Below are 21324 nucleotides of genomic sequence, written 5' to 3'. Positions count from 1 at the left end.
GTAGAACCACGTATCCGATTACGTATTCGTCCCGGGTTCACCCTGCCGCCCGGCCCGTCAGCACGATGGACGATCTCCGGTGGCCCGGCCGGAAATCATGCCCCGATACTCCTTGAGGGAGCCGATCCGGGAGAGCCGGTGCCGTGCGACGGCACACGCTTCCCGTCTCCCCGCGCTCTCCGATCCGGCGGCGCCCTCCTTCCTCGACGGGGCCGGTCGCCTCCACGCCCCCACGACAGGAAAGGCTTCGGAATGTCACGCTTGGCGCAACCGGTGCCGCATCGAGTCCGGCGCGGCCGGGCCGCGGTCGTCGCCCTCACCGCTGTCCTCGGCACCTGCCTCCTCCAGCCCGCCCCTCCCGCGGCCGCCGACGCCCGGGCGGACACCCGCGCGGCCGGCGCACCGACGGGCGTCAAAGTCCTGTCGCGGGGCTGGACCAGGCCCTGGGGCATCACCTTCCTGCCCGGCGGGAAGCGGGCCCTGGTGACCGAGCGCTTCACGGCCGGCGTATGGCTCCAGTCGAGCGACGGCACCAAGAAGAAGGTGGGCACCGTCCCGAACACCGTGGCGCCCTCGCCGAGCGGCGGCAAGGGCGGACTGCTCGGTGTCGCCCCGTCACCGACCTGGAACGGCACCACGGACCGGGACGTCTTCTTCGTCCACACCGCGGCCTCCGAGATCCGCGTCGTGCGCATGCACTTCGACGGCAGCAAGCTGAGCGACTACAAGGTCGTCCTCGGCGGCATCACCCGGGGCGGCGACCACAACGGCGGCAAGCTCGCGTTCGGCCCCGACGGCTATCTCTACGTCAGCGTCGGCGACGCCCTCAAGCGCAATCTCGCCCAGGACAAGCACTCCCTCAACGGCAAGGTCCTGCGCATCACCAAGAGCGGTGCCGCGGCGCCCGGCAACCCGTTCGGCACCCGGGTCTACAGCCTCGGCCACCGCAATCCGCAGGGCCTCGCCTGGGACAGCCGCGGCCGGCTCTGGGAGACCGAGATCGGCGAGAACACCTGGGACGAGCTCAACCTCGTCGAGGCGGGCCGCAACTACGGCTGGCCCAGCTGCGAGGGGTCCTGCGCCAAGGCGGGGATGACCAACCCCAAGAAGGTCTGGCACCCCGACCAGGGCGGTGTCCCCGCCCAGATCGCCGTCAAGAACGACGTCGTCTACGTCACGACGCTGCTCGGCCAGCGGCTGTGGGCGCTGCCGATCGACGGCACCGGCAAGGCCGTCGGGGCCGGGAAGTCGTACTACAACGGCAGCTACGGCCGGCTGCGCGCGCTCGCCAAGGTGCCCGGCACCGACCGGCTCTGGGTCGGCACGACCGACGGCGGCGACGGCAAGGACCGCATCCTCGAAGTCACCGTCAAATGAGCCCGAGCCGCCGCATGGCGGCAGCCGCCGTCACCGTTGGCACCGCCGTGGCGTACTACACCGGCGCCTACGGCCGGCTGCGCGCCCTCGCCAAGGTGCCCGGCGCCGACGAACTCTGGCTCGGCACCAGCGACCGGGGCACCGACAAGGACTCCCTCCTGAAGGTCACCCTCGGACCGACTGCCGCCCCGGCCCCCCAGGCTCCCCTCACCGAGGGGTGAACCCATCCATGCCCGTCCCTCCGGAAGGAAGGCACCCATCATGAACGACACCACCGAGCGCGCGGAGCACCGGCCCACGACCACGGCCGAGGCGTCCGACAGCGCCGTCTGGCGGACCCCCGGCTACACGGTCGTCGACACCGCCCTGGAAGTCACCGCCTACTCCCTCGCGGCCCGCTAGCCCGCCGCCGTGCTGCTCCAGCTGCTCGGCACCGCGGCCGGCGGCGGCATCCCGCAGTGGAACTGCGCGTGCCCCGGTTGCTCCGGGGCACGCGCGCATCCCGAGCGCCGCCGCCGTCACGCCTCCCTCGCGGTCCGTACGGACGACGGCCGCTGGTACCTCGTCAACGCGACCCCCGACATCGGCGACCAGATCGAGGCCCACCCCGCGCTCCACCCGGGGCCCGGCCCCCGGCAGACTCCGATCGCCGGGGTCGTCCTCACCGACGCCGAACTCGACCACACCCTGGGCATCGCCCGGCTGCGCGAGGCCGACGCCCTGGAGATCCACGCCACGGCCCCGGTCCGCCGGGCCCTTCAGGACCGCCTGCGCCTCGGCGACGTCCTCGGCCCCTACACCTCCCTCACCTGGCGGGACCTCACCTGCCACGGCGCGCACCCGCTGGGCCCGTCCGACGACGGCCTGCGGATCACCGCCGTCCCCGTCTCCGCCAAGCGTCCCCGGTACGCCGCCGAAGCCCCCGAGGACGAGGCCTGGGTGGTGGCGCTGCGCCTGTACGAACCGTCCACCGGCCGTACGGCGGTCTACGCGCCCGCCGTCGCCGCCTGGTCGGATGCCCTGCACCAGGTCGTGGCCGAGGCCGACTGCGTCCTCGTCGACGGCACCTTCTGGGACGACGAGGAGCCGCGCCGCACCGGCATCTCCTCCCGCACCGCCACCGGGATGGGGCATCTGCCCATCGACGGTCCGGGCGGCACCGCGGGCATCCTCGCCACGCTGTCCGCCCGCTGCTACTACACGCACCTCAACAACACGAACCCCCTGGTCGACCCGACCGCGGCGCAGCACAAGCGGCTCGCCCGGATGGGCATCGAGGTGGCCGACGACGAGTTGGTGATCGAGCTGTGACCACGACCCTCGCCCCCCGGGCCGAAGCCGCACCCTGGGGCCGCGCCGCGTTCGAGGACCGCCTGCGCGCGGTGGCCCGGGAGCGCTACCACGACCGGCACCCCTTCAACCTCCGGATGCACGAGGGCGACCTGTGCCCCGAGGAGATGCGGGCCTGGATCACCAACCGCTTCCACTACCAGCGGCACATCCCGGTCAAGGACGCGCTGATCACCGCCAAGCTGGACGACCCCCGGCTGCGCCGGATGTGGGTGCGGCGCATCGAGGACCACGACGGCCGCGCGGACGGGGAGGGCGGCATCGAGCGCTGGCTGCGGCTCGGCGAGGCGGCCGGCCTGGACCGCCGCGCGCTGCTGAGCGGCGACTCGGTGCTGCCCGGCGTACGCCTGGCGGTGGAGGGATACGTCAACTTCTGCCGGCTGCGGTCCCCGCTGGAGGCCGTCGCGGCCTCCCTCACCGAGCTGACCGCGCCCGATCTGATGCGGGTGCGCATCGACGCCTTCGCACGCCACTACTCCTGGATCGAGCCCGATGGCCTCGGCTACTTCCGCACCCGTGTCGACCAGGGCCGGCGCGACAGCACGGAGGCCCTCGCCCTCGTCCTGGACTGGGCCCGCACCCGCGAGGACCAGCGGCGGGCCCTGGCCGCGCTCACCTTCAAGTGCGAGGTGCTGTGGGCCCTGCTCGACGCGGTCCAACAGGCCGGCACCGGCCACCGCGCCCCCCGCCCCGGGCGAGCGGTTTCCGCCGAGCGACCGGAGACCGACAGCCGGCCCTGGCGGGTGCGGGGGTGACGGCGGCGGACGTCACCGCCTGGCGCCCCGCCCTCGCGCCGGCGCTGATGCTGCGGCACGACCCGGTGCGCGGCGCCGACCTGCTGCTCCTGCCCGAACGGGTGGTCGTGCTCGAAGGCCATGCGAGCCAGGTCGTCGGCCTGTGCGACGGGACCCGTACCGTCCCCGGGATCGTCGGCGAACTCGCCGCGCGTTTCCCGGGCGCCCCGGTCGCCGCCGAGGTGCCCGCCTTCCTCGACCGGCTGCGGGGGGAGGGCTGGCTCCGATGACCGCCGACGCGTCGCCGGCCCGCCCCTGGGCGCTGCTCGCGGAACTCACCCACGCCTGCCCGCTGCACTGCCCGTACTGCTCCAACCCGCTCGAACTGGCCCGCCGCTCGGGCGAGCTGAGCACCGACGAGTGGGCGGACGTCCTGCGGCAGGCCGCCGCGCTGGGCGTCGTCCACACGCATCTCTCCGGCGGTGAACCGCTGCTCCGGCCCGACCTGGAGCGGATCGTCGCCGCCGCCGAGGCCGCGGGCGTCTACACCCAGCTCGTCACCAGCGGCACCGGCCTGGACGAGCCCCGCCTGACCGCCCTTCGGAAGGCCGGCCTGCGCAGCGTCCAGCTCTCGGTGCAGCACTCCGACGCCCGGGCCAACGACCGGATCGCCGGCCGCCCGTCCGCCTTCGCGGCCAAGGAGCGGGCCGCCGCCCTGATCCGCGCGGCGGGCCTCCCGCTCGGCCTCAACGTCGTCCTGCACCGCGACAACCTCGACTCCGTCGGCGACCTCATCGACCTGGGCGAGGCCTGGGGCGCGGACCGCGTGGAGCTGGCCAACACCCAGTTCTACGGCTGGGGCCTGCTGAACCGGGCGGCCCTGCTGCCGACCCGCGAGCAGCTCGCCCGTGCCCGGGAGACCGTCGAGCACCGGCGCGAGCGGCTCGCCGGCCGCATGGACCTCGTCTGGGTCGTCCCCGACTACTTCGACGGCATCGCCAAGCCCTGCATGGGCGGCTGGGGAGCGGTCTCGCTCACCGTCACCCCCGACGGCACCGCACTGCCCTGCCCGGCCGCGGCCGCCCTGCCCGGCCTGGACCCGCCCAACGTACGGGACCACCCGCTCGCCTGGATCTGGGACGAATCGCCCGCCTTCACCCGCTACCGCGGCACCGACTGGCGGATGACCGGTCCCTGCGGCACCTGCCCCCGCCGCGAGGAGGACTTCGGCGGCTGCCGCTGCCAGGCCCACGCCCTGACGGGCGACCCGGCCCGCACGGACCCGGCCTGTGCCCTGTCCCCGGACCACCCCCTCCTGCAGACCCTGGTGGCCCCGGAGACCGCGGCCACCCGCCCCCCCGTACACCTATCGCCGCCCGGGAGCGTCCGTGTCCTGACGGGGCGCGGGGCCGTGTCGCCGTGCGGCTCCGCCGCGCGGGCGCGACCGGCCCCAACGGCGCCGCACCCGGGAACTACTCCACGTCCGCGACCACCGACCCCACCCGCTCCGCCAACGTGGGATCCCGCCGCACCAACACCGCGGCATATCCGACGGACCCCACCAGCGCGACCAGCGCCACATACGGGAACCAGCTGTACGGCGCCGGCTGCCCCGGCTTGGCGAGGTAGTACAGCGGGACCAGGATCGCCAGCGCCCCGATCGCCGGCAGCACCAGATGCCGTACGGTCCGGAACTCCTGCGGCCGGTAGCGGCGGTAGTACAGCGGCAGCGCGATGTTCGAGGCGAGATACACCAGCAGGATCAGCAGCGCGCCCAGGCTGGAGGACTCCGTGAAGAAGACCACGGGGTCCATCCGGCCGCCGTCGGGGCCGAGCAGGTGCCCGAGCCCCCAGCCGCCGATGATCAGCAGCGAGGTGACGGCGAAGGTGACGATCGCGTTGTTGGGCGTACGGCGCGTCGGGTGGACGTACCCGAAGAACGACGGCAGCAGTCCCTCGCGTCCGGCGTTGAAGATCAGCCGCGCCTGGGAGTTGATGCCGGCGATCAGCACGCCGAGGGTGGAGGTCAGCCCGCCGACGTAGGCGAGGACCGCCAGCGCCCCGAGGGTGTGGTGGGCGACGTCGATGAAGGGGAGGGGGGAGTCGCCGAGCGCCGCCGTGTCGTAGCCGAAGCCGGTGACGGTGGCGTACGAGAACAGGATGTAGCTCACCGTCATGATCGCGACGGAGAAGAGCACCGCGCGCCCGACGTTGCGCCGTGGATTCTCCGTCTCCTCGGCCAGCGCCGCCGAGTTCTCCCAGCCGATGAACAGGTACACCGCCAGCGGGAACCCGGCCGCGAGGCCGCTGAGGCCGTGGCGCAGGTGGCCCGGCAGGAACGGGGCGGCGGACAGGCTGCCGCGGTGCTCGAAGAGCGCCGCCGCCGACACCACGACCAGCACCAGCATCTCCACGCCGAAGAAATAGCCGGCCCACTTGGTGGAGACCACGATCCCGCGCAGCATCAGCACCACCGACACCCCGGTCAGCAGCAGCGTCCACAGGATCCACGGCAGGTCGATGCCCGTGTAGTGGTGCAGGGTGATCTGCACGAACCCGCCGGAGATCGCGATCACCGAGGCCATCGCGATGATGTAGCCGAGTCCCGCGAGCAGCGCGGTGGTCACGGCGCTGACCGGCCCGAAGGTCTTGCCGACGAAGGTGATGAAACTGCCCGCCGACGGGTGCGCGCGGGAGAACTCGGCGAGCGTGTTGCCGAGCAGCGCGACGGCGACGCCCGCGGCGGCGATGGTGAGCGGGGAGGCGATGCCGGCCGTGGCGGCGAGGAAGGCGAAGCCGAAGAAGAAGCTCATGGCCGGGCCGACGTTGGCCATGGTGGCGGCGGCGATGTCCGCCATGCCGAGCACACCGCCGCGCAGCCGCTGGGGCGGGCCGCCGGCGGGGCCCGACGTCGGCGGCGGGCCGACGGCTCCGGGGTCGGACATGGCGACTGCTCCTTCGGGGACGGTGGCGGGGCGAGGGGCGCGGCGGGCGGGGCCGGCCGTCAGCTCGGGCGGGCCCGCTGGTGTTCCTTCACGGCCCGTACGGCCGGGTCCATCGCGCCGCGGCCGAGTTCGGTGAGCAGCTCGGCGTGGCAGCGGTTGCGGGCCCGCACCACGGCCGGGCCGGGCGGGGGCAGCAGCAGGCACTGGCGGCCCAGGAGATCGGCGGCGAACTCGCGGATGCCGGCGCCGCCGAGCAGCTCGGCGAGGTCGAGGTGGAAACGGGTCTCCAGCTCGACCAGCCGGGCCGGGTCCTCGGCCAGGTCCATCTCCGCGACCAGCGACCGCAGCCCTTCGAGGGAGCTTTCGGGGACCTCGCCCGCGCCGTGCGCCACCAGGCCGCACTCCAGCAGCAGGTGGAAGGAGTCGAGCAGGGCTGCCTCCTCGGCGTCGTGCATCAGGGCGACGACGGTGTCCCAGTCGGCGGCGACGAAGGTGCCGCCGGCCCGGCCGCGGCGCCGGTCGAGCAGACCGTCCTGGCACATGCCCTCCAGCGCGCGGCGCACGGTGATCTCACCGATCCCCAGCTCCTCGGCGAGGACGCCGGCGTCCGGCAGCCGGTCACCCGGGGTCACGGACTTCAGGCGCACCCGCAGCGCGACCCGGGAACGGACCAGGTCCGACCCCGTCTGGGTCCCGCCGGAGCGCAGGCGGGCGTCCCCGCCGCCGTAGGGGCCGAACTTGCCCGCTGGATTCACCACGGCGCCACCCTAACGGCCTGCTGAGCGGGGTCACGGCGTGGTGCACGGAGGGCTCCCGGAAGCGAGGGTTCCACGTTGCCTGCAAAATAGAGCAAGGTGAACACTTAAACAAGCCTTGTTCTTTTCGATCGTAGTGAACTAATTTCGCGCCTCGACAGCCCGTCCCCTCCTCACCGGATGTCGAGATGACCACAACCCTTCCCGAAGCCCCTCCCGCAGAGCCCGGTCTCAAGGCCGGACTGAAGAACCGCCATCTGTCGATGATCGCGATCGGCGGAGTCATCGGTGCCGGTCTGTTCGTCGGCTCCGGCTCCGGCATCGCCACCGCCGGACCCGGCATCCTGATCTCGTACGCCCTTGTCGGCGTCCTCGTCGTCCTCGTGATGCGGATGCTCGGCGAGATGGCGGCGGCCAACCCCACCTCCGGCTCCTTCTCCGCCTACGCCGACCGGGCGCTCGGCCGCTGGGCCGGGTTCACCATCGGCTGGCTCTACTGGTTCTTCTGGGTCGTCGTCCTCGCCGTGGAGGCGACCGCCGGCGCCAAGATCCTGGCCGGCTGGATCCCCGCGGTCCCGCAGTGGGGCTGGGCCCTGATCGTCATGGTCGTGCTGACCGCCAGCAATCTGGCCTCGGTCAGCTCCTACGGCGAGTTCGAGTTCTGGTTCGCCGGGATCAAGGTCGTCGCCATCGCCGCGTTCATCGTGATCGGCGGCCTCGCGATCTTCGGCCTGCTGCCCGGCTCGGACCACCCGGCGTCCGGCTTCTCGAACCTCACCGCGCACGGCGGCTTCCTGCCCAACGGGCCGGGCGCCATCCTCACCGGCGTCCTGATGGTCGTCTTCTCCTTCATGGGCAGCGAGATCGTCACCCTGGCGGCCGGCGAGTCCGCCGACCCGCAGGGTGCGGTCACCAAGGCCACCAACAGCGTGATCTGGCGGATCGCCGTGTTCTACCTCGGCTCGATCCTCATCGTGGTCTCCCTGCTGCGCTGGGACGACCCGGCGATCCTCAAGGACGGCTCGTACGTCGCCGCCCTCAGCTCCATCGGCATCCCGCACGCCGCGCAGATCATGAACGCGATCGTGCTCACCTCGGTGCTGTCCTGCCTCAACTCCGGTCTGTACACGGCCTCGCGCATGGCGTTCTCCCTCGGCCGCCGCAGCGACGCCCCGGCCGCCTTCGGCCGCACCACGGACCGCGGTGTGCCGCGCTCGGCCATCCTCGCCTCGGTCGTCTTCGGCTTCGTCGCGGTCGCCTTCAACTACCTGTGGCCCGACACCGTCTTCCAGTTCCTCCTCAACGCCTCCGGCGCCATCGCCCTGTTCGTCTGGCTGGTGATCTGCTTCTCCCAGCTGAAGATGCGCCGGATCATCGAGCGGGAGGCGCCCGAGAAGCTGGTCGTGCGGATGTGGCTCTACCCCTACCTCACCTGGGCCACCATCGGTCTGATCGCCTTCGTCCTGCTCTACATGCTCACCGACACCGCCGAGGGCGGCGGCCGTGACCAGGTCGTCCTGTCCACCCTGGTGGCCGTGGGCGTGGTGGTCGTGGCCGTGGTCCGCCAGCGCCTCGGCCGGGGCGCCGTGCCCGACGCGGTGACCTCCGCGAAGGAGTGACCCCCCGAACCGGCCGGAGGGCCGGACCCGCCTCTCGTACGGCGGGTCCGGCCCCGTCGGCGTTCCGGGCACCGCCGGTCGGGCGGGTGACGAGGTTCTTGCGGCCGTGGTGCTGCTGACCGCCGGAGAGCGGAACCGACCAGCTGTCGCGGGTTCTTGATGCCCTCCGTTCAGGACGGTGTTGGCTCCGCACCGCTTGCTGATGTCGGACAGCTCCAGCAGGACCTCGCCGGTGGCCGCTCCCGTGGCGTCCGCGGTGGCGGTGGGGGACATGGTCGCTCCGTTTCCGGCGGTGGGCTCGGCGGCGCTCACTTCGCCCTCCCCCCGACCAGACGGTTGAAGAAGGCCGCGGCGACGATGACCGGACCGACGCACAGGTCCCGCGGAGGCGCGCCTGCCGGTCGGTGATGTGCCGTCAACTCCATACACTGGAGGCGGTGTTGCCTCCCGGCTGGTGGTGCGGCGGATCAGCGGGCCGGTGGCGACGGCCGCGGGCCGCGGCCGGGACACGTCTTCACGGAACCTTCACCGACTCTCCAAGTACTTTAGGTTTCAAAGGGCTACGCTCCCGTCCATCCCCCCACCCAGCACAGGAGACTCGTTGTGCGAGACGGCAACGTAGTGGTGATAGGCGGCGGTTACGCGGGCGTCCGCCTGGCGAAACGCCTGGACGCGACGGCGAACGTCACGCTCGTGGACCGCAAGGACGTCTTCTTCCACCGCATCGCGTCCCTGCGCGCCGGTGTGCGCCCCGAATGGACGGTGACCCCGTTCATCCCGTACGACCGGCTGCTGCGCCACGGCCGGCTGGTCGTCGGCAAGGCGGTCCGGATCGACCCGGTCGGGCGGGAGGTGGTCCTCGCGGCGGGCGAACGGCTGCCGTACGACGTCCTGGTGATCGCCACCGGCGCCGACTACCCCGAACCGGCCCGTTTCAGCGGCGGGACGGCGGAGGAGGCGGCGCGGGTGTTCGGCCAGCACCAGCGCAAGATCGCCGGTGCCGAGCACGTCCTGGTCGTGGGCGGCGGGCCCTCCGGGGTCGAGCTCAGCGCCGAGATCCGGCTGGCCCGGCCGGACGCCCGGGTCACGCTCGCCCACTCGGGAGCGGAACTGCTGACCTCCACGGGCAGCGCCCGCGCCGGCCGCAGGGCCCGCGCCTGGCTGGAGTCGCACGGGGTGCAGGTGCGGCTCGGCTCCTTCGTCTCGCCGGGCAACGACTTCGCCACCTACCGCGACAGCCGCGGCGCCGTCCTCTCCGCCGACCTCTCCTTCTGGGCGACCGGCACCACCCCCAACACGCTCTGGCTGCGGCTGGCCGGACACGGCGACTGGCTCAACGGCACCGGGCACGTCAAGGTCGACGGCATGCTCCGTGTGGTGGGGCGGCCGGACGTGTTCGCGGTCGGTGACGTGAACGACGTGGGCGAACTGAAGGTCACCCCGGCGGCGCTCTCCCAGGCGGAGACCGCCGCCCACAACATCGGGGCGTATCTGCGCAGTCCGGGCCGGCACAGCAAGCGGTCGCGCTCCTACCGGGGGGTCCACCGCACCCCGCTCATCGTGCCGTTCGGTCCGTCCGACGGGGTGACCGTCCTGCCCGTGCCGGGCGGCGACACCGCCGTCCTCGGCACCCGGACCACCACCCTGGCCAAGGCGAAGACCCTGATGACCCCGTTCATGCGGCGCCAGCTGGGCTACACGGCGGCCTGACGCCGTCCTGACGCGGGCAGCAGCGCCTCGATCCGCCCGGTGACCTCGGGCGTGTCCGGCTTCACCCGGGAGCGGATGCGGTGCGCGACCGTGCCCTCGGGCGACACCAGGAACTTCTCGAAGTTCCACTCGACGTCCCCGGCCACCCCCCGTTCGTCGGGCGCGGCCGTGAGCAGCGCGTACAGCGGATGCCGCCGTACGCCGTTGACGTCCACCTTCTCGAAGAGGGGGAAGGTGACGTCGTACTCCGTCGAGCAGAACTCCCGGATCTCCTGCGGGGTGCCCGGTTCCTGCTGCCCGAACTGGTTGCAGGGGAAGCCGAGGACGGCGAACCCGCGCGGTCCGTACCGCCGGTGCAGCTCCTCCAGCGCCGCGTACTGCGGGGTGCGCCCGCAGCGCGAGGCCACGTTCACCACGAGCAGGGCCGTCCCCCGGTAGCGGCTCAGATCGCCCGGCTCACCGGCGAGGGTGCGGACGGGGATGTCGTACAGGCTCATGTCGGTGTCTCGCTCCGCTCCGGTCGGTCCGTACGGGTCAGCCGGCCGCGTCGATGCCCTGGCAGGCCTTGCGGACGGCGGCGACCACGGCGTCCACGTCGTCGTCCGTCATGGCCGCGCCCAGCGCGATGGTCACGGAGCGGCCGAGCAGCGCCTCGCTGGTGCGCAGGCGCGGTGGCCGTTCCCACTCCACGCCCCAGGGCGTACGCCCTTCGCGCACCGCCCGGTTGGCCGTGACCGGCTGGCCCTGGTACAGGGTGTGCGCCGGGATGCCGGCGGCGTTGAGGTCGGCGACGACGGCGCGGGCCTGCAGACGCGAGCCGGCGAACAGGGTGAGATCGCCGCCCGAGCCCTCCTCGTCGGGCAGGCGCCGCCAGCGCACCGGCAGATCGGCGGTCTCGGCCCGCACCCGGCGGGCCACGTCCCGCAGCCGTCGGCACATCGGGAGCAGCCGGGGCAGCTGGACCCCGAGCACCGCCGCGGCCAGCTCGGTCATGCGGAGATTGGTGCCGATGAACGGCGGGGCGTCGGCGGTGCCCCGCGTCGCGCCCTTGGCGGTGGTGAACTGGCCGCCCTGGTCCTGGTAGCGGGCCACCCGGTCGTGGACGTCGGCGTCGGAGGTGGTGACCGCGCCGCCCTCGCCCGCGGTGATGTTCTTGTCGAGCTGGAAACTGAACGCGCCCGCGTCACCGAGGCCACCGACCGGCCGGCCCCGGTAACGGACGCCGGCGGCCTGCGCCGCGTCCTCGACCACCCGCAGCCCGTGCCGGCGCGCGACCTCGAGGATCGGGTCCATGTCGGCGGCGGCGTGGTGCAGATGGACCGGCATCACCCCCCAGGTCCGCCCGGTGATCCGCTCCTCCAGCCGCGCCGGGTCCAGGGTGAGCGAGTCGTCGACCTCGGCGAAGACGGGAACGCCCCGGGCTCCGACCACCGCGCCGACACTGGCGACGAAGGTCACGCCGGGCACGATCACCTCCGCGCCGGCCGGGATGCCCAGACCGATCAGCGCGGCGGTCAGCGCGGCGGTGCCGGAGGACACCGCTACCGTGTGCGCGACCCCGATCGCCTCGGAGAACGCGGTCTCGAACGCATCGGTGCGGTGCGCGAGGTCCGGCCCGTAGTAGCGGAAGGGGGACCGGGACCGGATCACCTCCAGGGCGGCGGCCTCCTCTTCCTCCCCCCACAGGGCGAGCGCCCGCCAGGTCTCGTACCGCATCCCGGTCCCGTCGCTCACCCGGCCTCCTCGGTCACCGCGTCCAGGTCCGTGACGCTGTGGGCCACCAGGAAGTCCTCCAGGAACAGATAGTCGAGCTGGCTCGGCCCGAAGAACGCGAGCGCCTGCCCGGGGGTCTCCACGATCGGCTCCCCGCGGTCGTTGAAGGAGGTGTTGAGCACCACGGGCACCGAGGTGATCTCCCCGAACCGGGCCACCAGTTCGTGGAAGGCGCCGTTCGCCTCCGGGGTCACCGTCTGCACCCTGGCCGTGCCGTCGACATGGGTGACGGCCGGTATCTCCCGCCGCCTGTCCTCGCGGACCGGCGCGACGATCAGCATGTACGGCGACTCGATGTCGAGGTCGAAGTAGTCGGCGGCCCGCTCGGCGAGGACGGCGGGGGCGAACGGCCGGAACGCCTCCCGGTGCTTGACCTTGCTGTTGAGGATGTCCTTCATCTCCGCGCGGCGCGGGTCGGCCAGGATGCTGCGGTGGCCGAGGGCCCGCGGCCCGAACTCGGACCCTCCGGTGAACCAGCCGATGAGCGCGCCCCGCGGCAGGAGTTCGGCCGCGACCCGGGCCGGTCGCGCCACCCGGCGGTGGGGCAGGCCCGAGGCGTCGAGCGCGGCGCGGATCTCCTCGGTGCCGTACGAACGGCCCAGGTAGGTATGGGTCTGCGGGCGCGGTGCCGCGCCGCCGGCGCGCGGCGCCGCAGGTCCCCGGGCCCCGCCGGCCCGCGGGGCCCGGGGGCGGGGGTGCCCGCCGAGGACGTGGTGGCCGTAGTAGGCGCAGCCGACCGCGCAGCCGTTGTCGCCCGCGGCGGGCTGGGCGTAGATCTCCGTGAACGGCGTCTCCCGCAGGATCTTGCCGTTCGCCACCGAGTTGAGGGCGACCCCGCCCGCCAGACACAGCCGGGTCAGCCCGGTCTCCCGGTGCAGCCAGCGCGCGGCGTGCAGGACGGCCGTCTCCAGGAGGTCCTGGGCCGCCCAGGCGAGATCGGCGCCCCGGGCGAACCGCTCGTCGCCCTCGAACCCGTCCAGCGCGTGCTCGACGAAGTCCAGCAGCCCGCCGTCCTTGAGGTGCAGGTGGTAGCGGCCCTCCGGCAGCAGGTCGAGATGGCGGTGGAACTCGCCGCGCCAGCGGTCGGTGCCGTAGGGCGCGAGGCCCATCGTCTTGCCGTCCTCGGTCAGGTACCAGCGGCCCTCCTCGTAGAGGGTGAAGCCGATGGCCCTGCTGACGGCCTTGTACAGGAAGCCCAGCGAGTGGTCGCTGTCGCCGGCCTGGTAGACCCGGGTGTCGCGCAGTCCGTCGGTGCTCCAGTTGGTGCCGAACACCTTGGAGATCTCGGTGATCCCGGTGCCGCTTCCCACCGACATCGTGAGCGTCTCCACGCCCTGCCCGTCGAAGAGGCTGCCCGCCCCGTCGACCACCAGGATCGCGGCCTCCGGGAAGGGCGAGGGGTGGAAGGCGCTGGCGGCGTGCGCCAGATGGTGCCGGATCAGCGTCGTACGGCTGCGGAAGGGGAAGTAGCAGCTCGGCAGCAGGGTGTCGTCGGCGACGATCGCCTCCACCTGACCGAGCCGGACCCCGCGCGCGGTCAGACAGTAACGCCAGCACTGGTTCGCCAGAGAATTCACATTGACCGCGTATTTGCGCCGCGTCAGCCGTTCCTCTTCAATACCGACGGCGATCTCACCGTTCTCGACGAGGCAGGCCGAGAAGTCGTGGTTGGAACCGCCGAGTCCCAGAGCGAGCATACTGCCGTCCTTACTCCCAGTTCCGGCACACTGATTTGGCGAGTACGTCGGCATAACGCTACCCCGTACCAACCGGGCCGTCGTCAGACGCATATGAGCCATCCTCCGGACGGATCGGGTCGCGATCCGGACGAAGGCAGCCGACAGACGTGGGCCACATTGACCCTGTCTTCCGGGTGAACTTAGACTCGCGGTCAACGGAAGAGTCATGCGCCGGACGACCTGGATGCGGGGATAAGGCATGGCCCTGAAACGTGATTATCGCGAGACGATGTTCGCGCATCGCGACGGCCAAAACCGTCTCAAGCTCCTCATGAATGACATGGTGATAGAGGAGCAGCTGTGCCAGATGAGGTGTTCCTACTGCCTCACCGAGGACTTCAATCTCCTGATGCAGGTACCCGACGCGCGGCTGCGGCTCACCACCGACCGGCGCGCCGACTGGCACGAGATCCTCGACGCCTACCACCGGCACGTCGACAGCCCGATCATGCGGCTGAGCGGCGGCGAGTTCTTCTGGCTGAAGGGCTCCACCGAGTTCGTCGCGGAATGCAGCGAGAAGTACGAGGTGGTGCAGGTCATCACCAACGGCGCCTTCCTGACGCCGCACCGGCTCCAGGCCCTCGCCGAGCTGGGGAACGTCCAGCTCTGCCTGTCCCTCGACGGCCACACGCTGGAGATGAACGGCCACCGCCTGCCGCCGAAGCAGCACCGCCTCTTCGACGTGATCATGCGGCACCTGGACCACGCCGTGGAACTCGGCATCCCGATCGAGATCCAGTCGGTCATCACCGACCTGAACGCCACCGGGCAGGCCGACTTCGCCGAGTTCCTGGCGGAGCGCTACGGGCGTGGGGTGATGCTCTACTTCTTTCCCGTGCGCGGTGAGACCAGGGCCACGCACGCACCGCCGCTCGGCGACCATTTCGCGCCATTACTGGAACGCTACGACGAACTGTCCGCGGTCCTCCCGCCACGCGCGTTCGTGGAACACATCGGGAATCAACTGCGCACCGGCGTCCGTACCCTGCGCTGTTACGCCACGGCCACCATGGTCCAGCTTTTCGGCCAGGGGGACGTCTCCTGCTGCCCGTACGCCTGGCTCAAACCCATGGGAAACATCAAGGAGAATCCCGACCTCATACCCGAGCAGTTCGGAGAACACCAGCACTACGACATGTTCATGCAGCCCCGACCCCGTTTTCCGTACTGCAAGAGCTGCACCGGGCCGATCGACGTGGTCAATCTCTATCTCTTCGGCGGAATCACCGAGGAGGAAATCGCGCGCTGCGCCCCGTACGCCGGACCCCGCGCACTGGAGCGGCTGCGGGAGCTGAAATCGGCGTTCGCACCGGTTTTCGAGCCGGCCCTCCCGGGCCGTGAGGAGACGTGATGATTTCCCTGGACGGGATCTCCGCCGACGAGATCGCGGCCGCCGGACCGCAGCGGCTTCGCGCCCTTCCACAGCACGATCTGCTCACCCTCGCCGGGGACTGGCTCGGTGAACTGGCGCCCTGGCGGGACGCCGAGAGCCTCGCGGCGATCTCCACCAGCCTGTCCGCCGAATCGGTGCTGTCCTCCCTCTTCGTCTTCGGCGACCAGGTCGCCGAGTCCGAGGCCCGCGCGGAGGTCCCCGCGCCGCTGCTCGACCTGCTGCTGCGCGCCCGTGTGCTCAGCGAGGACGCCGGGAAGCTGTCGGCCGAGTACTGCCTGGTCCGCGGGGACGGCCTGGTGCTGCTGGCCGCCTGGCGGGCGGCGGGACGGGACAGCGGGTCGTACGCGCCCTGGGTCGGCACCGACTCGATCACCCTCTCCCGGCTCGTCGCCGCGCGCAGCGGGATCCGCTCGGCTCTGGACCTCGGCTGCGGCACCGGCATCCTCGGGCTGTCCGCCGCCCGGGGCGGCGCCGAGGTCCTGTCGGTCGACGTCAACCCGGAGTGCACGGCGGCCACGACCCTCAACGCCCACCTCAACGGCCTGGCCGGCCGGGTCACCGCCACCGAGGCCGACATCATGTCCCTCTCCCTCGGCTCCCGCTTCGACCTCGTCGTCTCCAACCCGCCCTGCCTGCCGCTGCGACGCGGCTCGCTCGGCTGGCTCGCCGGGGAAGCCGGCCTGGACGGACTGGAGTTCTTCTGGGAACTCCTGCGCCAGGTGCCCGCACTCCTCACCGGCGGCGGCGAGGCACTGCTCCAGGCGGCGGCCTACGGCGACGAGCACGGCCCGTTCTTCGTCCGCGAACTCGAGGCCGAACTGCGCCGGCTGAACCTCTCCGGCCGGCTCCTGCTGCGTCCTTCCACGCCCCCGCGCTGGCCGGCCTTCGCCCCGCGCGACGCGCAGCAGCAGCTCACCGGCCCCCTCGGCGACGAGGTCCGCGCCTATGTCACCAGCATCGGCGCCACCCACTACTACGGCTTCGTCCTCTCGGCGCACCGCACCGGCGAGGGCCTGGAGGTCGGCCGCTTCCGCTGAACGACCCCGATCCGCCGGGCCCCCGGCCCCCCGCCCACCGGACATGGGCGGGGGGCCGGGGGATACCGGGCCGGTGAATGCCGGGCTGGTAGGGGCGGCGTGGCGGTGTGCGTCGGGTGGCGGTGGCCGGTCGGGAGGGCGCCGGTGCCGGTGCGGTGGCGGTGGTTGATCGAGGGGGGGTGGTGCGTGGGCCGGGGTGTGGCAGGGGTTGGCCGAGGGTCGGTGGGCCGTGTGGGGGTGGTGGAGGCCGGGTCGGGGCGGGTCCGGGTGGTGGAGGCCGGGTCGGGGCGGGCCCGGCGGGTCACGTGGTCGTCCGGTCGAGCCATCGTGGGCCCAGGTCGGCGTGTTCCAGGGCGGCGACCGCGTCCGTCGCCTCCAGCAGGGTCAGGCGGGTGGTGTCGACCAGGCGGATGCCGGGGACGTCGGGCACCTCCCCGTCCAGGTGCCGCTCCGCCAGCCGGCCCTCGACGAACAGCCGCCCACCCGCGTCGCCCTGGATCCGGGCGGCCAGCGCGTCCGCGTCGGCCCGCAGCCCGTAGTAGACAGGGTGCGCCCCGAGCTCCCCGAACACCCGGTGGAAGCGCTCGTAGGCCCGGCCCGCCAGGACCACCCCGGTGACGACAACGACCCGCGCCCCCCACGCCCGGTACACCGGCAGGGCGGCGCGCAGGCTCGCCGCCATGAGGTCGTACAACTCCTCGCCCCCGTCCCAGGGATGGACGACGGGGTCGCAGTCCATCGCCGCGGCCGGGACGCCGTACCGCGTCACCAGCTGATGCCCGAGCCGGGTCTTGCCGACCCCGGGCGCCCCCGTGATCACCACGACGCGCATCAGTGCGTGTCCTCACGGACCGTGCCCACCAGGCGGAAGCCCAGGTGAGGGATCTTCAGGAGCTTCGCCCCGGAGTCGATGTCCAGGAACTTCTGCTTCAGCACGGACGTCACCTTGTTCACGTCCTCCCCGCCGGCCGCCCGGCCGAGCTCCTCGCGCGAGACGATCTGGCCCGGCCGCCCGGCCAGCAGCCGCAGCAGCCCCGCCTCCGCCTCGGTCACCGGCGCCGACTTCGCGGGGGAGCTGAGCGTCCCCCTGCCGTCGAGCGTGAGCACCTGCGTGTTCTCGGGCGGCGTGACGGTCTTGAGGTAGCCGAGGGTTTCCACCAGCCGTTCCCGCCGCAGCGGGCTGGCCAGGGTGAAGCTGTACCCGCGCGAGACCGCCGCCAGCACCTCGGTGGCGGAGATGCGGTCCAGGACCGCGATCGCGTAACCGCCGCCGCGTTTCAGCTCCGCCGCCGCGGGCTCGTCGGGCCCGGCGGCGGCGATCCGGTGGAAGGCGACCAACCGGGCGCCGGGCGGCGCCGCGTGGCCCCCCGCGTCGGGATCGGTCACCGCCAGGGTGAGACCCACCTCGGCGCAGGCGTCCGCGAGGACCTCCAGGTCCGCCGGGGCCAGGGACTGAGCCAGTGCATACATGGGAAACCCTTCACGGAGTTCTCTTGGGAGGGCCGGTCAGCCGTGCAGCCGCCAGATCCGCTCGGCGGCCGGCCCGTCCGAGCCCTCCGCCAGGCGGGTGCCGTGCCGGTGGATGCGCCGGACGATGCCCCGGCGCACCTGGATGCGATAGGCGCCCAGCGCCTCGGACTTGGTGAGCGCCGCCGTCCCGTCCACCGGCCACAGCTCGGGGCGCAGCTCCCCGAGGCCCGCCTCGGCCAGCCGGGCGCCCAGTGCGCGCGCGGTCTCCTCAGCCGAGGAGAACAGCGCGTACGGCTGGTCCTCGTAGAAGACGAGCCGCGCCCCGCCGAGCCGCCCGCCACGCGCCAGTGCGAGCACCGCCTCCCGGCAGGCGAGGTGATCGACATGCCCGCCGACGCCGAGCGGCGCGCAGACCAGGCCGGCGCCCGCGAGCGCCGTGCCCAGCCGGGCGGTGACCGCGTCGAACAGCTCCGGCTCCTCGCGCGTGAAGCCGTCGGACCAGGCCGGGTCGGTGAAGAACGCCTCCCGTCTCAGCTCGCGGTCGGCGGCGTCGACGAAGCCGAGCAGCTCCACCCCGGCCCCCAGCACCCGGGCGGCGACCGTCTCCTCGGCGAGCAGCAGACGCCGGGTCAGCTCCGGGCGCACGGCGTAGTACGGGTCCTTGGTCCAGGTCTCCACGCTGAACACGTCGACGAACCGGCCGCCGCGCCGGGCCACCGTGCCGCCCAGCGCCAGCGCGGCGTCGTCCGGGTGCGGGGACACGACGACCGGCGCCAGGGGATCGGCGGGTGCGGCCGGCGGGGCCATGAGCAGCAGCCCGAGCCGCCGCCAGCGGGCGAGGCGCTCGCGCTCCGCCGCGGTGAAGGCCGCGAGGGGGCGCCGGCCGTCGCACCGGGAGAGCAGCGCGGTGTCGGCGTCCACCTCGTGCCCCAGGAAACACAGCCGGCCGTCGACCGTCTCGACATGCGGCAGAGTGATCGGGCACCACGTGTCAGGAATCTCTGTCATGTATCTCCGAGCCCGGGCGGTGAGGAATGACAGCCGTAATAAGGCGGGAGCATACCGATCACCGCCAGGCCCGCACAGGGCGCGTTCCAGAGCGGCAGAAAATGGGGGACCGGTGGCCGAAAGTATTCCGGACGCGTTGCTCTGATCATTTTTTCTGCGTGCGGCGGGGCGATAGGTTTCCGGTCATTCATTGCGCCCCCGAGACCTGATCGCCCGGCGCCCCGACCTCCGTACCCGGTGCCGACCGTGCGGCGCGGTTCCCTCACTGATTTCCCACGTCAACCACCCTGCACCGGGAGGCCTTGCGCGGCGCCGCACCGGGTCCGTGCGGTGGCCCTCGGTCAGGCGCGCGGCCTGGCCGAACAGGGGCGGAACGATTGGCCACGACTCCGGCCGGGTTGCCGCGGCCCCATTGCACCGGGGATCTTCTCCTGTAGCCTCGAAGGGCGATTTGGCCTGTCGGATCGATTAGAGGACGAGGCAGGGAATGGCGACGCGCGTACTACTCGTTCAGCAAGGAGTGTGGGGGAATTCAGCGGTCTCCATGCCGCTGGCGATCGGCTACCTGAAGGCCTACGCCGAGGCCGACGAACGCATTCGACGGCGCATGGACATCTCCCTGAGGAACTACCCCGGCGACGCCGGACTCAACGCCATGGCCCGGGATCTCGTCCGGGACGGCTGCCCCGACATCCTCTGCTTCTCCGTGCTCGGCTGGAACTTCCGCGCCTTCGGTGCCCTCGCCGAGACCTTCAAACAGCTCAACCCCAACGGCTGGGTCGTCTTCGGCGGCAACCACGTCGCCCACCAGGGAGAGCGCGTCTTCCGGACGTTCCCGCAGGTCGACGTCGTGGTGAACGGCGAAGGGGAACTGGTCTTCCGGGACCTGATGAACGCCTGCCTCGACGGCGCGACCCGCGACGGACTCCACGGGATCGCCGGCATCTCCTTCCGGGAGGCCGGGGGAGACCTCGTCACCACCCCCGAGCGCGAACGCATCAAGGACCTGGAGATCCTGCCCTCGCCGATCCTCACCGGGGCGATCCCGCTCGTCGACCGGCAGGGCCGCTTCCTCTACGACTACGCCCTCATGGAGACCAACCGGGGCTGCCCGTACAAGTGCGCCTTCTGTTATTGGGGAGGTGCCACCGGGCAGAAGATGCGGGCGTTCTCCCGGGAACGGCTGCGCGCGGAACTGGAGGTGCTGGGCCGGCGCGGCGCGGAAATCCTCATGCTCGCCGACTCCAATTTCGGACTCCTGCGCCAGGACGAGGAATTCCTCGACGATCTTCTCCGGGTGCGGCGTAAATACGGCTTCCCGAGGCGGCTGGAAACCTCCTGGGCCAAGAACAAGTCGCCCGGTTTCTACCGCATCATGGAAAAGATGAAGCAGTCCGGGATGCACAGCGCGTTCATCCTGGCGCTCCAGACCATGGACGATTCCGTGCTGGATCTGATGCGCCGCCGGAACATGAAGCTGAACGACTGGGAAAGCCTGGTCGGCTGGCTCACCGACCATGGCATCACCCCGTATCTGGAGCTGATCTGGGGAGCGCCGGGCGAGACCGTCGCCTCATTCCTCGACGGGTACGACCGGGCCGCCCGGCACACCCCGTTCATCGCCGTCCACCCGCTCATGCTGCTGCCGAACACCGAATACCACGACAAGAAGGAACAGCACGGAATGGTGACCGTGCGCGGCGAGCAGGACGACTTCGACTATGTGCTCGCCCACCGCACGATGACCCTCGCGGACAACGAGCGCATGCTCCGTTTCATCTGCTGGAACCGGGTCCTGGCCCGCAGTCTGTGGCTGCACAACATCTGGGTCGCCCTGCGCGAACTCGCCGACGTCCCCCAGTCCCGCGTCATCCTCAGCTTCTCCGACTGGATCGACACGAGCGAGGACCCCGAGGCCCGGGAGCTGCACGCGCTGGCCCGGCCCACCGGCTCCGCGAGCGAGAACGTCGACCCCAACGTCTGGCGGCTGCTCACCAAACGGCTGCTGCGGCTGTGGTGGGAGGAGGCCCTGCGCCCCGGCCTGCCCGAGGAGCTGCTGCCGCTCCTCGACGAGGTGTTCCGCTACGACCTGATGTGCCAGCCCGTGCGCCCGCTGCCCGACGGCTCGGGCCCCGAGGAGGACCTCCCGGTCGTCACCCGGCACGGCGAACGCTGGTACCTGCGCAGCGACACGGAGTTCACCCACCCCGTGCCCCGGCTGATCGCCGCGCTGCGGCGCGGCGAGAGCGTGAGCACACGACCCGAGCGTCACACCGCGGACTTCTACTACCGCACCGAGTTCGGCGGTGACCTCCAGCACTACTTCCGCATGGACCGCTTCCGCGGACTGACGGAGCAGCAGCTGGAGCAGCAGTTCAGCCAGGCCTGACCCAGCACCCCACCTCACGGGAGAC

At 72.0% G+C, this 21324-nt stretch carries 19 protein-coding genes and 1 pseudogene; 12 read left to right on the top strand and 8 right to left on the bottom strand.

Annotated features, from left to right (window positions below):
- Positions 1–273: 273 nt before the first annotated feature.
- The 7 genes and pseudogenes from U5640_RS04465 to pqqE all read left to right on the top strand — a co-directional run bounded on the left by U5640_RS04465 (position 274) and on the right by pqqE (position 4858).
- Positions 274–1377 (top strand): PQQ-dependent sugar dehydrogenase, encoded by a 1104-nt coding sequence (locus tag U5640_RS04465; RefSeq protein WP_340374496.1) that lies wholly within the window; start codon positions 274–276, stop codon positions 1375–1377.
- A 14-nt stretch (positions 1378–1391) separates the two neighbouring features.
- Positions 1392–1598 carry a hypothetical protein gene (locus U5640_RS04460; protein ID WP_340374495.1) on the top strand — a complete coding sequence of 69 codons (207 nt, stop codon included), beginning with the start codon at positions 1392–1394 and terminating at the stop codon, positions 1596–1598.
- A 40-nt stretch (positions 1599–1638) separates the two neighbouring features.
- Complete coding sequence (gene pqqA / locus U5640_RS04455; protein WP_340374494.1) at positions 1639–1779, top strand: pyrroloquinoline quinone precursor peptide PqqA; 141 nt, start codon at positions 1639–1641, stop codon at positions 1777–1779.
- A 9-nt stretch (positions 1780–1788) separates the two neighbouring features.
- On the top strand, positions 1789–2688 hold the full coding sequence (pqqB, locus tag U5640_RS04450) for a pyrroloquinoline quinone biosynthesis protein PqqB (protein WP_340374493.1): 900 nt from the start codon (positions 1789–1791) through the stop codon (positions 2686–2688).
- Positions 2685–3482: a pyrroloquinoline-quinone synthase PqqC gene (gene pqqC / locus U5640_RS04445; RefSeq protein ID WP_340374492.1), complete on the top strand. Its 798-nt coding sequence runs from the start codon at positions 2685–2687 to the stop codon at positions 3480–3482. The genes pqqB and pqqC overlap by 4 nt, the downstream gene beginning before the upstream one ends.
- Positions 3479–3751: a pyrroloquinoline quinone biosynthesis peptide chaperone PqqD gene (gene pqqD / locus U5640_RS04440; RefSeq protein ID WP_340374491.1), complete on the top strand. Its 273-nt coding sequence runs from the start codon at positions 3479–3481 to the stop codon at positions 3749–3751. The genes pqqC and pqqD overlap by 4 nt, the downstream gene beginning before the upstream one ends.
- A pseudogene (gene pqqE / locus U5640_RS04435) lies at positions 3748–4858 on the top strand (pyrroloquinoline quinone biosynthesis protein PqqE). Before pqqD ends, pqqE begins: the two are co-directional and overlap by 4 nt.
- Before the next feature lie 75 nt (positions 4859–4933).
- On the opposite strand, the gene U5640_RS04430 reads toward pqqE, so the two are convergent.
- Positions 4934–6406, bottom strand: a complete 1473-nt coding sequence (locus tag U5640_RS04430; RefSeq protein WP_340374490.1) for an APC family permease — start codon at positions 6404–6406, stop codon at positions 4934–4936.
- Between the two features lie 59 nt (positions 6407–6465).
- Entirely contained in the window at positions 6466–7164 is a 699-nt protein-coding gene (locus tag U5640_RS04425; protein WP_340374489.1) for an FCD domain-containing protein, read from the bottom strand.
- Between the two features lie 185 nt (positions 7165–7349).
- Here U5640_RS04425 and U5640_RS04420 point away from each other — a divergent pair, with 185 nt between their 5' ends.
- Together U5640_RS04420 and U5640_RS04415 are read left to right on the top strand one after the other, a co-directional pair.
- Entirely contained in the window at positions 7350–8780 is a 1431-nt protein-coding gene (locus U5640_RS04420) for an amino acid permease (protein ID WP_340374488.1), read from the top strand.
- A gap of 603 nt (positions 8781–9383) precedes the next feature.
- The gene (locus U5640_RS04415) at positions 9384–10490 is read left to right on the top strand and encodes an FAD-dependent oxidoreductase (protein WP_340374487.1); all 1107 of its coding nucleotides are present in this window, start codon (positions 9384–9386) and stop codon (positions 10488–10490) included.
- Here the strand turns inward: U5640_RS04415 and U5640_RS04410 are convergent.
- The 3 genes from U5640_RS04410 to U5640_RS04400 are packed head-to-tail and all read right to left on the bottom strand — an operon-like array spanning position 10475 to position 13960.
- Positions 10475–10987 (bottom strand): glutathione peroxidase, encoded by a 513-nt coding sequence (locus U5640_RS04410; RefSeq protein WP_340374486.1) that lies wholly within the window; start codon positions 10985–10987, stop codon positions 10475–10477. The genes U5640_RS04415 and U5640_RS04410 overlap by 16 nt on opposite strands.
- Before the next feature lie 37 nt (positions 10988–11024).
- Positions 11025–12224, bottom strand: coding sequence for a DegT/DnrJ/EryC1/StrS family aminotransferase (locus U5640_RS04405; protein ID WP_340374485.1), 1200 nt, complete (start codon positions 12222–12224; stop codon positions 11025–11027).
- The gene (locus U5640_RS04400; protein WP_340374484.1) at positions 12221–13960 is read right to left on the bottom strand and encodes a carbamoyltransferase C-terminal domain-containing protein; all 1740 of its coding nucleotides are present in this window, start codon (positions 13958–13960) and stop codon (positions 12221–12223) included. The genes U5640_RS04405 and U5640_RS04400 overlap by 4 nt, the downstream gene beginning before the upstream one ends.
- Before the next feature lie 313 nt (positions 13961–14273).
- Here U5640_RS04400 and U5640_RS04395 point away from each other — a divergent pair, with 313 nt between their 5' ends.
- Together U5640_RS04395 and U5640_RS04390 are read left to right on the top strand one after the other, a co-directional pair.
- The gene (locus U5640_RS04395; protein WP_340374483.1) at positions 14274–15353 is read left to right on the top strand and encodes a radical SAM protein; all 1080 of its coding nucleotides are present in this window, start codon (positions 14274–14276) and stop codon (positions 15351–15353) included.
- Positions 15353–16432, top strand: coding sequence for a methyltransferase (locus U5640_RS04390; protein ID WP_340374482.1), 1080 nt, complete (start codon positions 15353–15355; stop codon positions 16430–16432). The genes U5640_RS04395 and U5640_RS04390 overlap by 1 nt, the downstream gene beginning before the upstream one ends.
- 301 nt (positions 16433–16733) lie before the next feature.
- Here the strand turns inward: U5640_RS04390 and U5640_RS04385 are convergent, their stop codons facing one another.
- Genes U5640_RS04385 through U5640_RS04375 form a run of 3 tightly spaced genes read right to left on the bottom strand, consistent with a single transcriptional unit; the run spans position 16734 to position 18910 of the window.
- Positions 16734–17264 (bottom strand): hypothetical protein, encoded by a 531-nt coding sequence (locus U5640_RS04385; RefSeq protein ID WP_340374481.1) that lies wholly within the window; start codon positions 17262–17264, stop codon positions 16734–16736.
- Positions 17264–17902: a hypothetical protein gene (locus U5640_RS04380; RefSeq protein ID WP_340374480.1), complete on the bottom strand. Its 639-nt coding sequence runs from the start codon at positions 17900–17902 to the stop codon at positions 17264–17266. Before U5640_RS04380 ends, U5640_RS04385 begins: the two co-directional genes overlap by 1 nt.
- A 36-nt stretch (positions 17903–17938) precedes the next feature.
- On the bottom strand, positions 17939–18910 hold the full coding sequence (locus U5640_RS04375; protein ID WP_340374479.1) for a PIG-L family deacetylase: 972 nt from the start codon (positions 18908–18910) through the stop codon (positions 17939–17941).
- Between the two features lie 487 nt (positions 18911–19397).
- Here U5640_RS04375 and U5640_RS04370 point away from each other — a divergent pair, with 487 nt between their 5' ends.
- A complete protein-coding gene (locus U5640_RS04370) occupies positions 19398–21299 on the top strand; it encodes a KedN5 family methylcobalamin-dependent radical SAM C-methyltransferase (protein WP_340374478.1) in 1902 nt (633 codons plus the stop codon).
- Positions 21300–21324: the final 25 nt, after the last annotated feature.

The sequence above is a fragment of the Streptomyces sp. SS7 genome, from assembly GCF_037993025.1.
GTDB lineage: Bacteria > Actinomycetota > Actinomycetes > Streptomycetales > Streptomycetaceae > Streptomyces.
Note: the sequence above shows the minus strand (reverse complement) of the source record. Positions and strands in the feature narration are given on the sequence as shown.

What these genes read in the sequence shown, in the direction of transcription:
- U5640_RS04385 (WP_340374481.1), bottom strand. Translation starts at nt 17,264, where the DNA reads ATGCGCGTCGTGGTGATCACGGGGGCGCCCGGGGTCGGCAAGACCCGG.
- pqqA (WP_340374494.1), top strand. Translation starts at nt 1,639, where the DNA reads ATGAACGACACCACCGAGCGCGCGGAGCACCGGCCCACGACCACGGCC.
- U5640_RS04400 (WP_340374484.1), bottom strand. Translation starts at nt 13,960, where the DNA reads ATGCTCGCTCTGGGACTCGGCGGTTCCAACCACGACTTCTCGGCCTGC.
- U5640_RS04390 (WP_340374482.1), top strand. Translation starts at nt 15,353, where the DNA reads ATGATTTCCCTGGACGGGATCTCCGCCGACGAGATCGCGGCCGCCGGA.
- U5640_RS04395 (WP_340374483.1), top strand. Translation starts at nt 14,274, where the DNA reads ATGAATGACATGGTGATAGAGGAGCAGCTGTGCCAGATGAGGTGTTCC.
- U5640_RS04410 (WP_340374486.1), bottom strand. Translation starts at nt 10,987, where the DNA reads ATGAGCCTGTACGACATCCCCGTCCGCACCCTCGCCGGTGAGCCGGGC.
- U5640_RS04375 (WP_340374479.1), bottom strand. Translation starts at nt 18,910, where the DNA reads ATGACAGAGATTCCTGACACGTGGTGCCCGATCACTCTGCCGCATGTC.
- U5640_RS04460 (WP_340374495.1), top strand. Translation starts at nt 1,392, where the DNA reads ATGGCGGCAGCCGCCGTCACCGTTGGCACCGCCGTGGCGTACTACACC.
- U5640_RS04420 (WP_340374488.1), top strand. Translation starts at nt 7,350, where the DNA reads ATGACCACAACCCTTCCCGAAGCCCCTCCCGCAGAGCCCGGTCTCAAG.
- U5640_RS04430 (WP_340374490.1), bottom strand. Translation starts at nt 6,406, where the DNA reads ATGTCCGACCCCGGAGCCGTCGGCCCGCCGCCGACGTCGGGCCCCGCC.
- U5640_RS04380 (WP_340374480.1), bottom strand. Translation starts at nt 17,902, where the DNA reads ATGTATGCACTGGCTCAGTCCCTGGCCCCGGCGGACCTGGAGGTCCTC.
- U5640_RS04370 (WP_340374478.1), top strand. Translation starts at nt 19,398, where the DNA reads ATGGCGACGCGCGTACTACTCGTTCAGCAAGGAGTGTGGGGGAATTCA.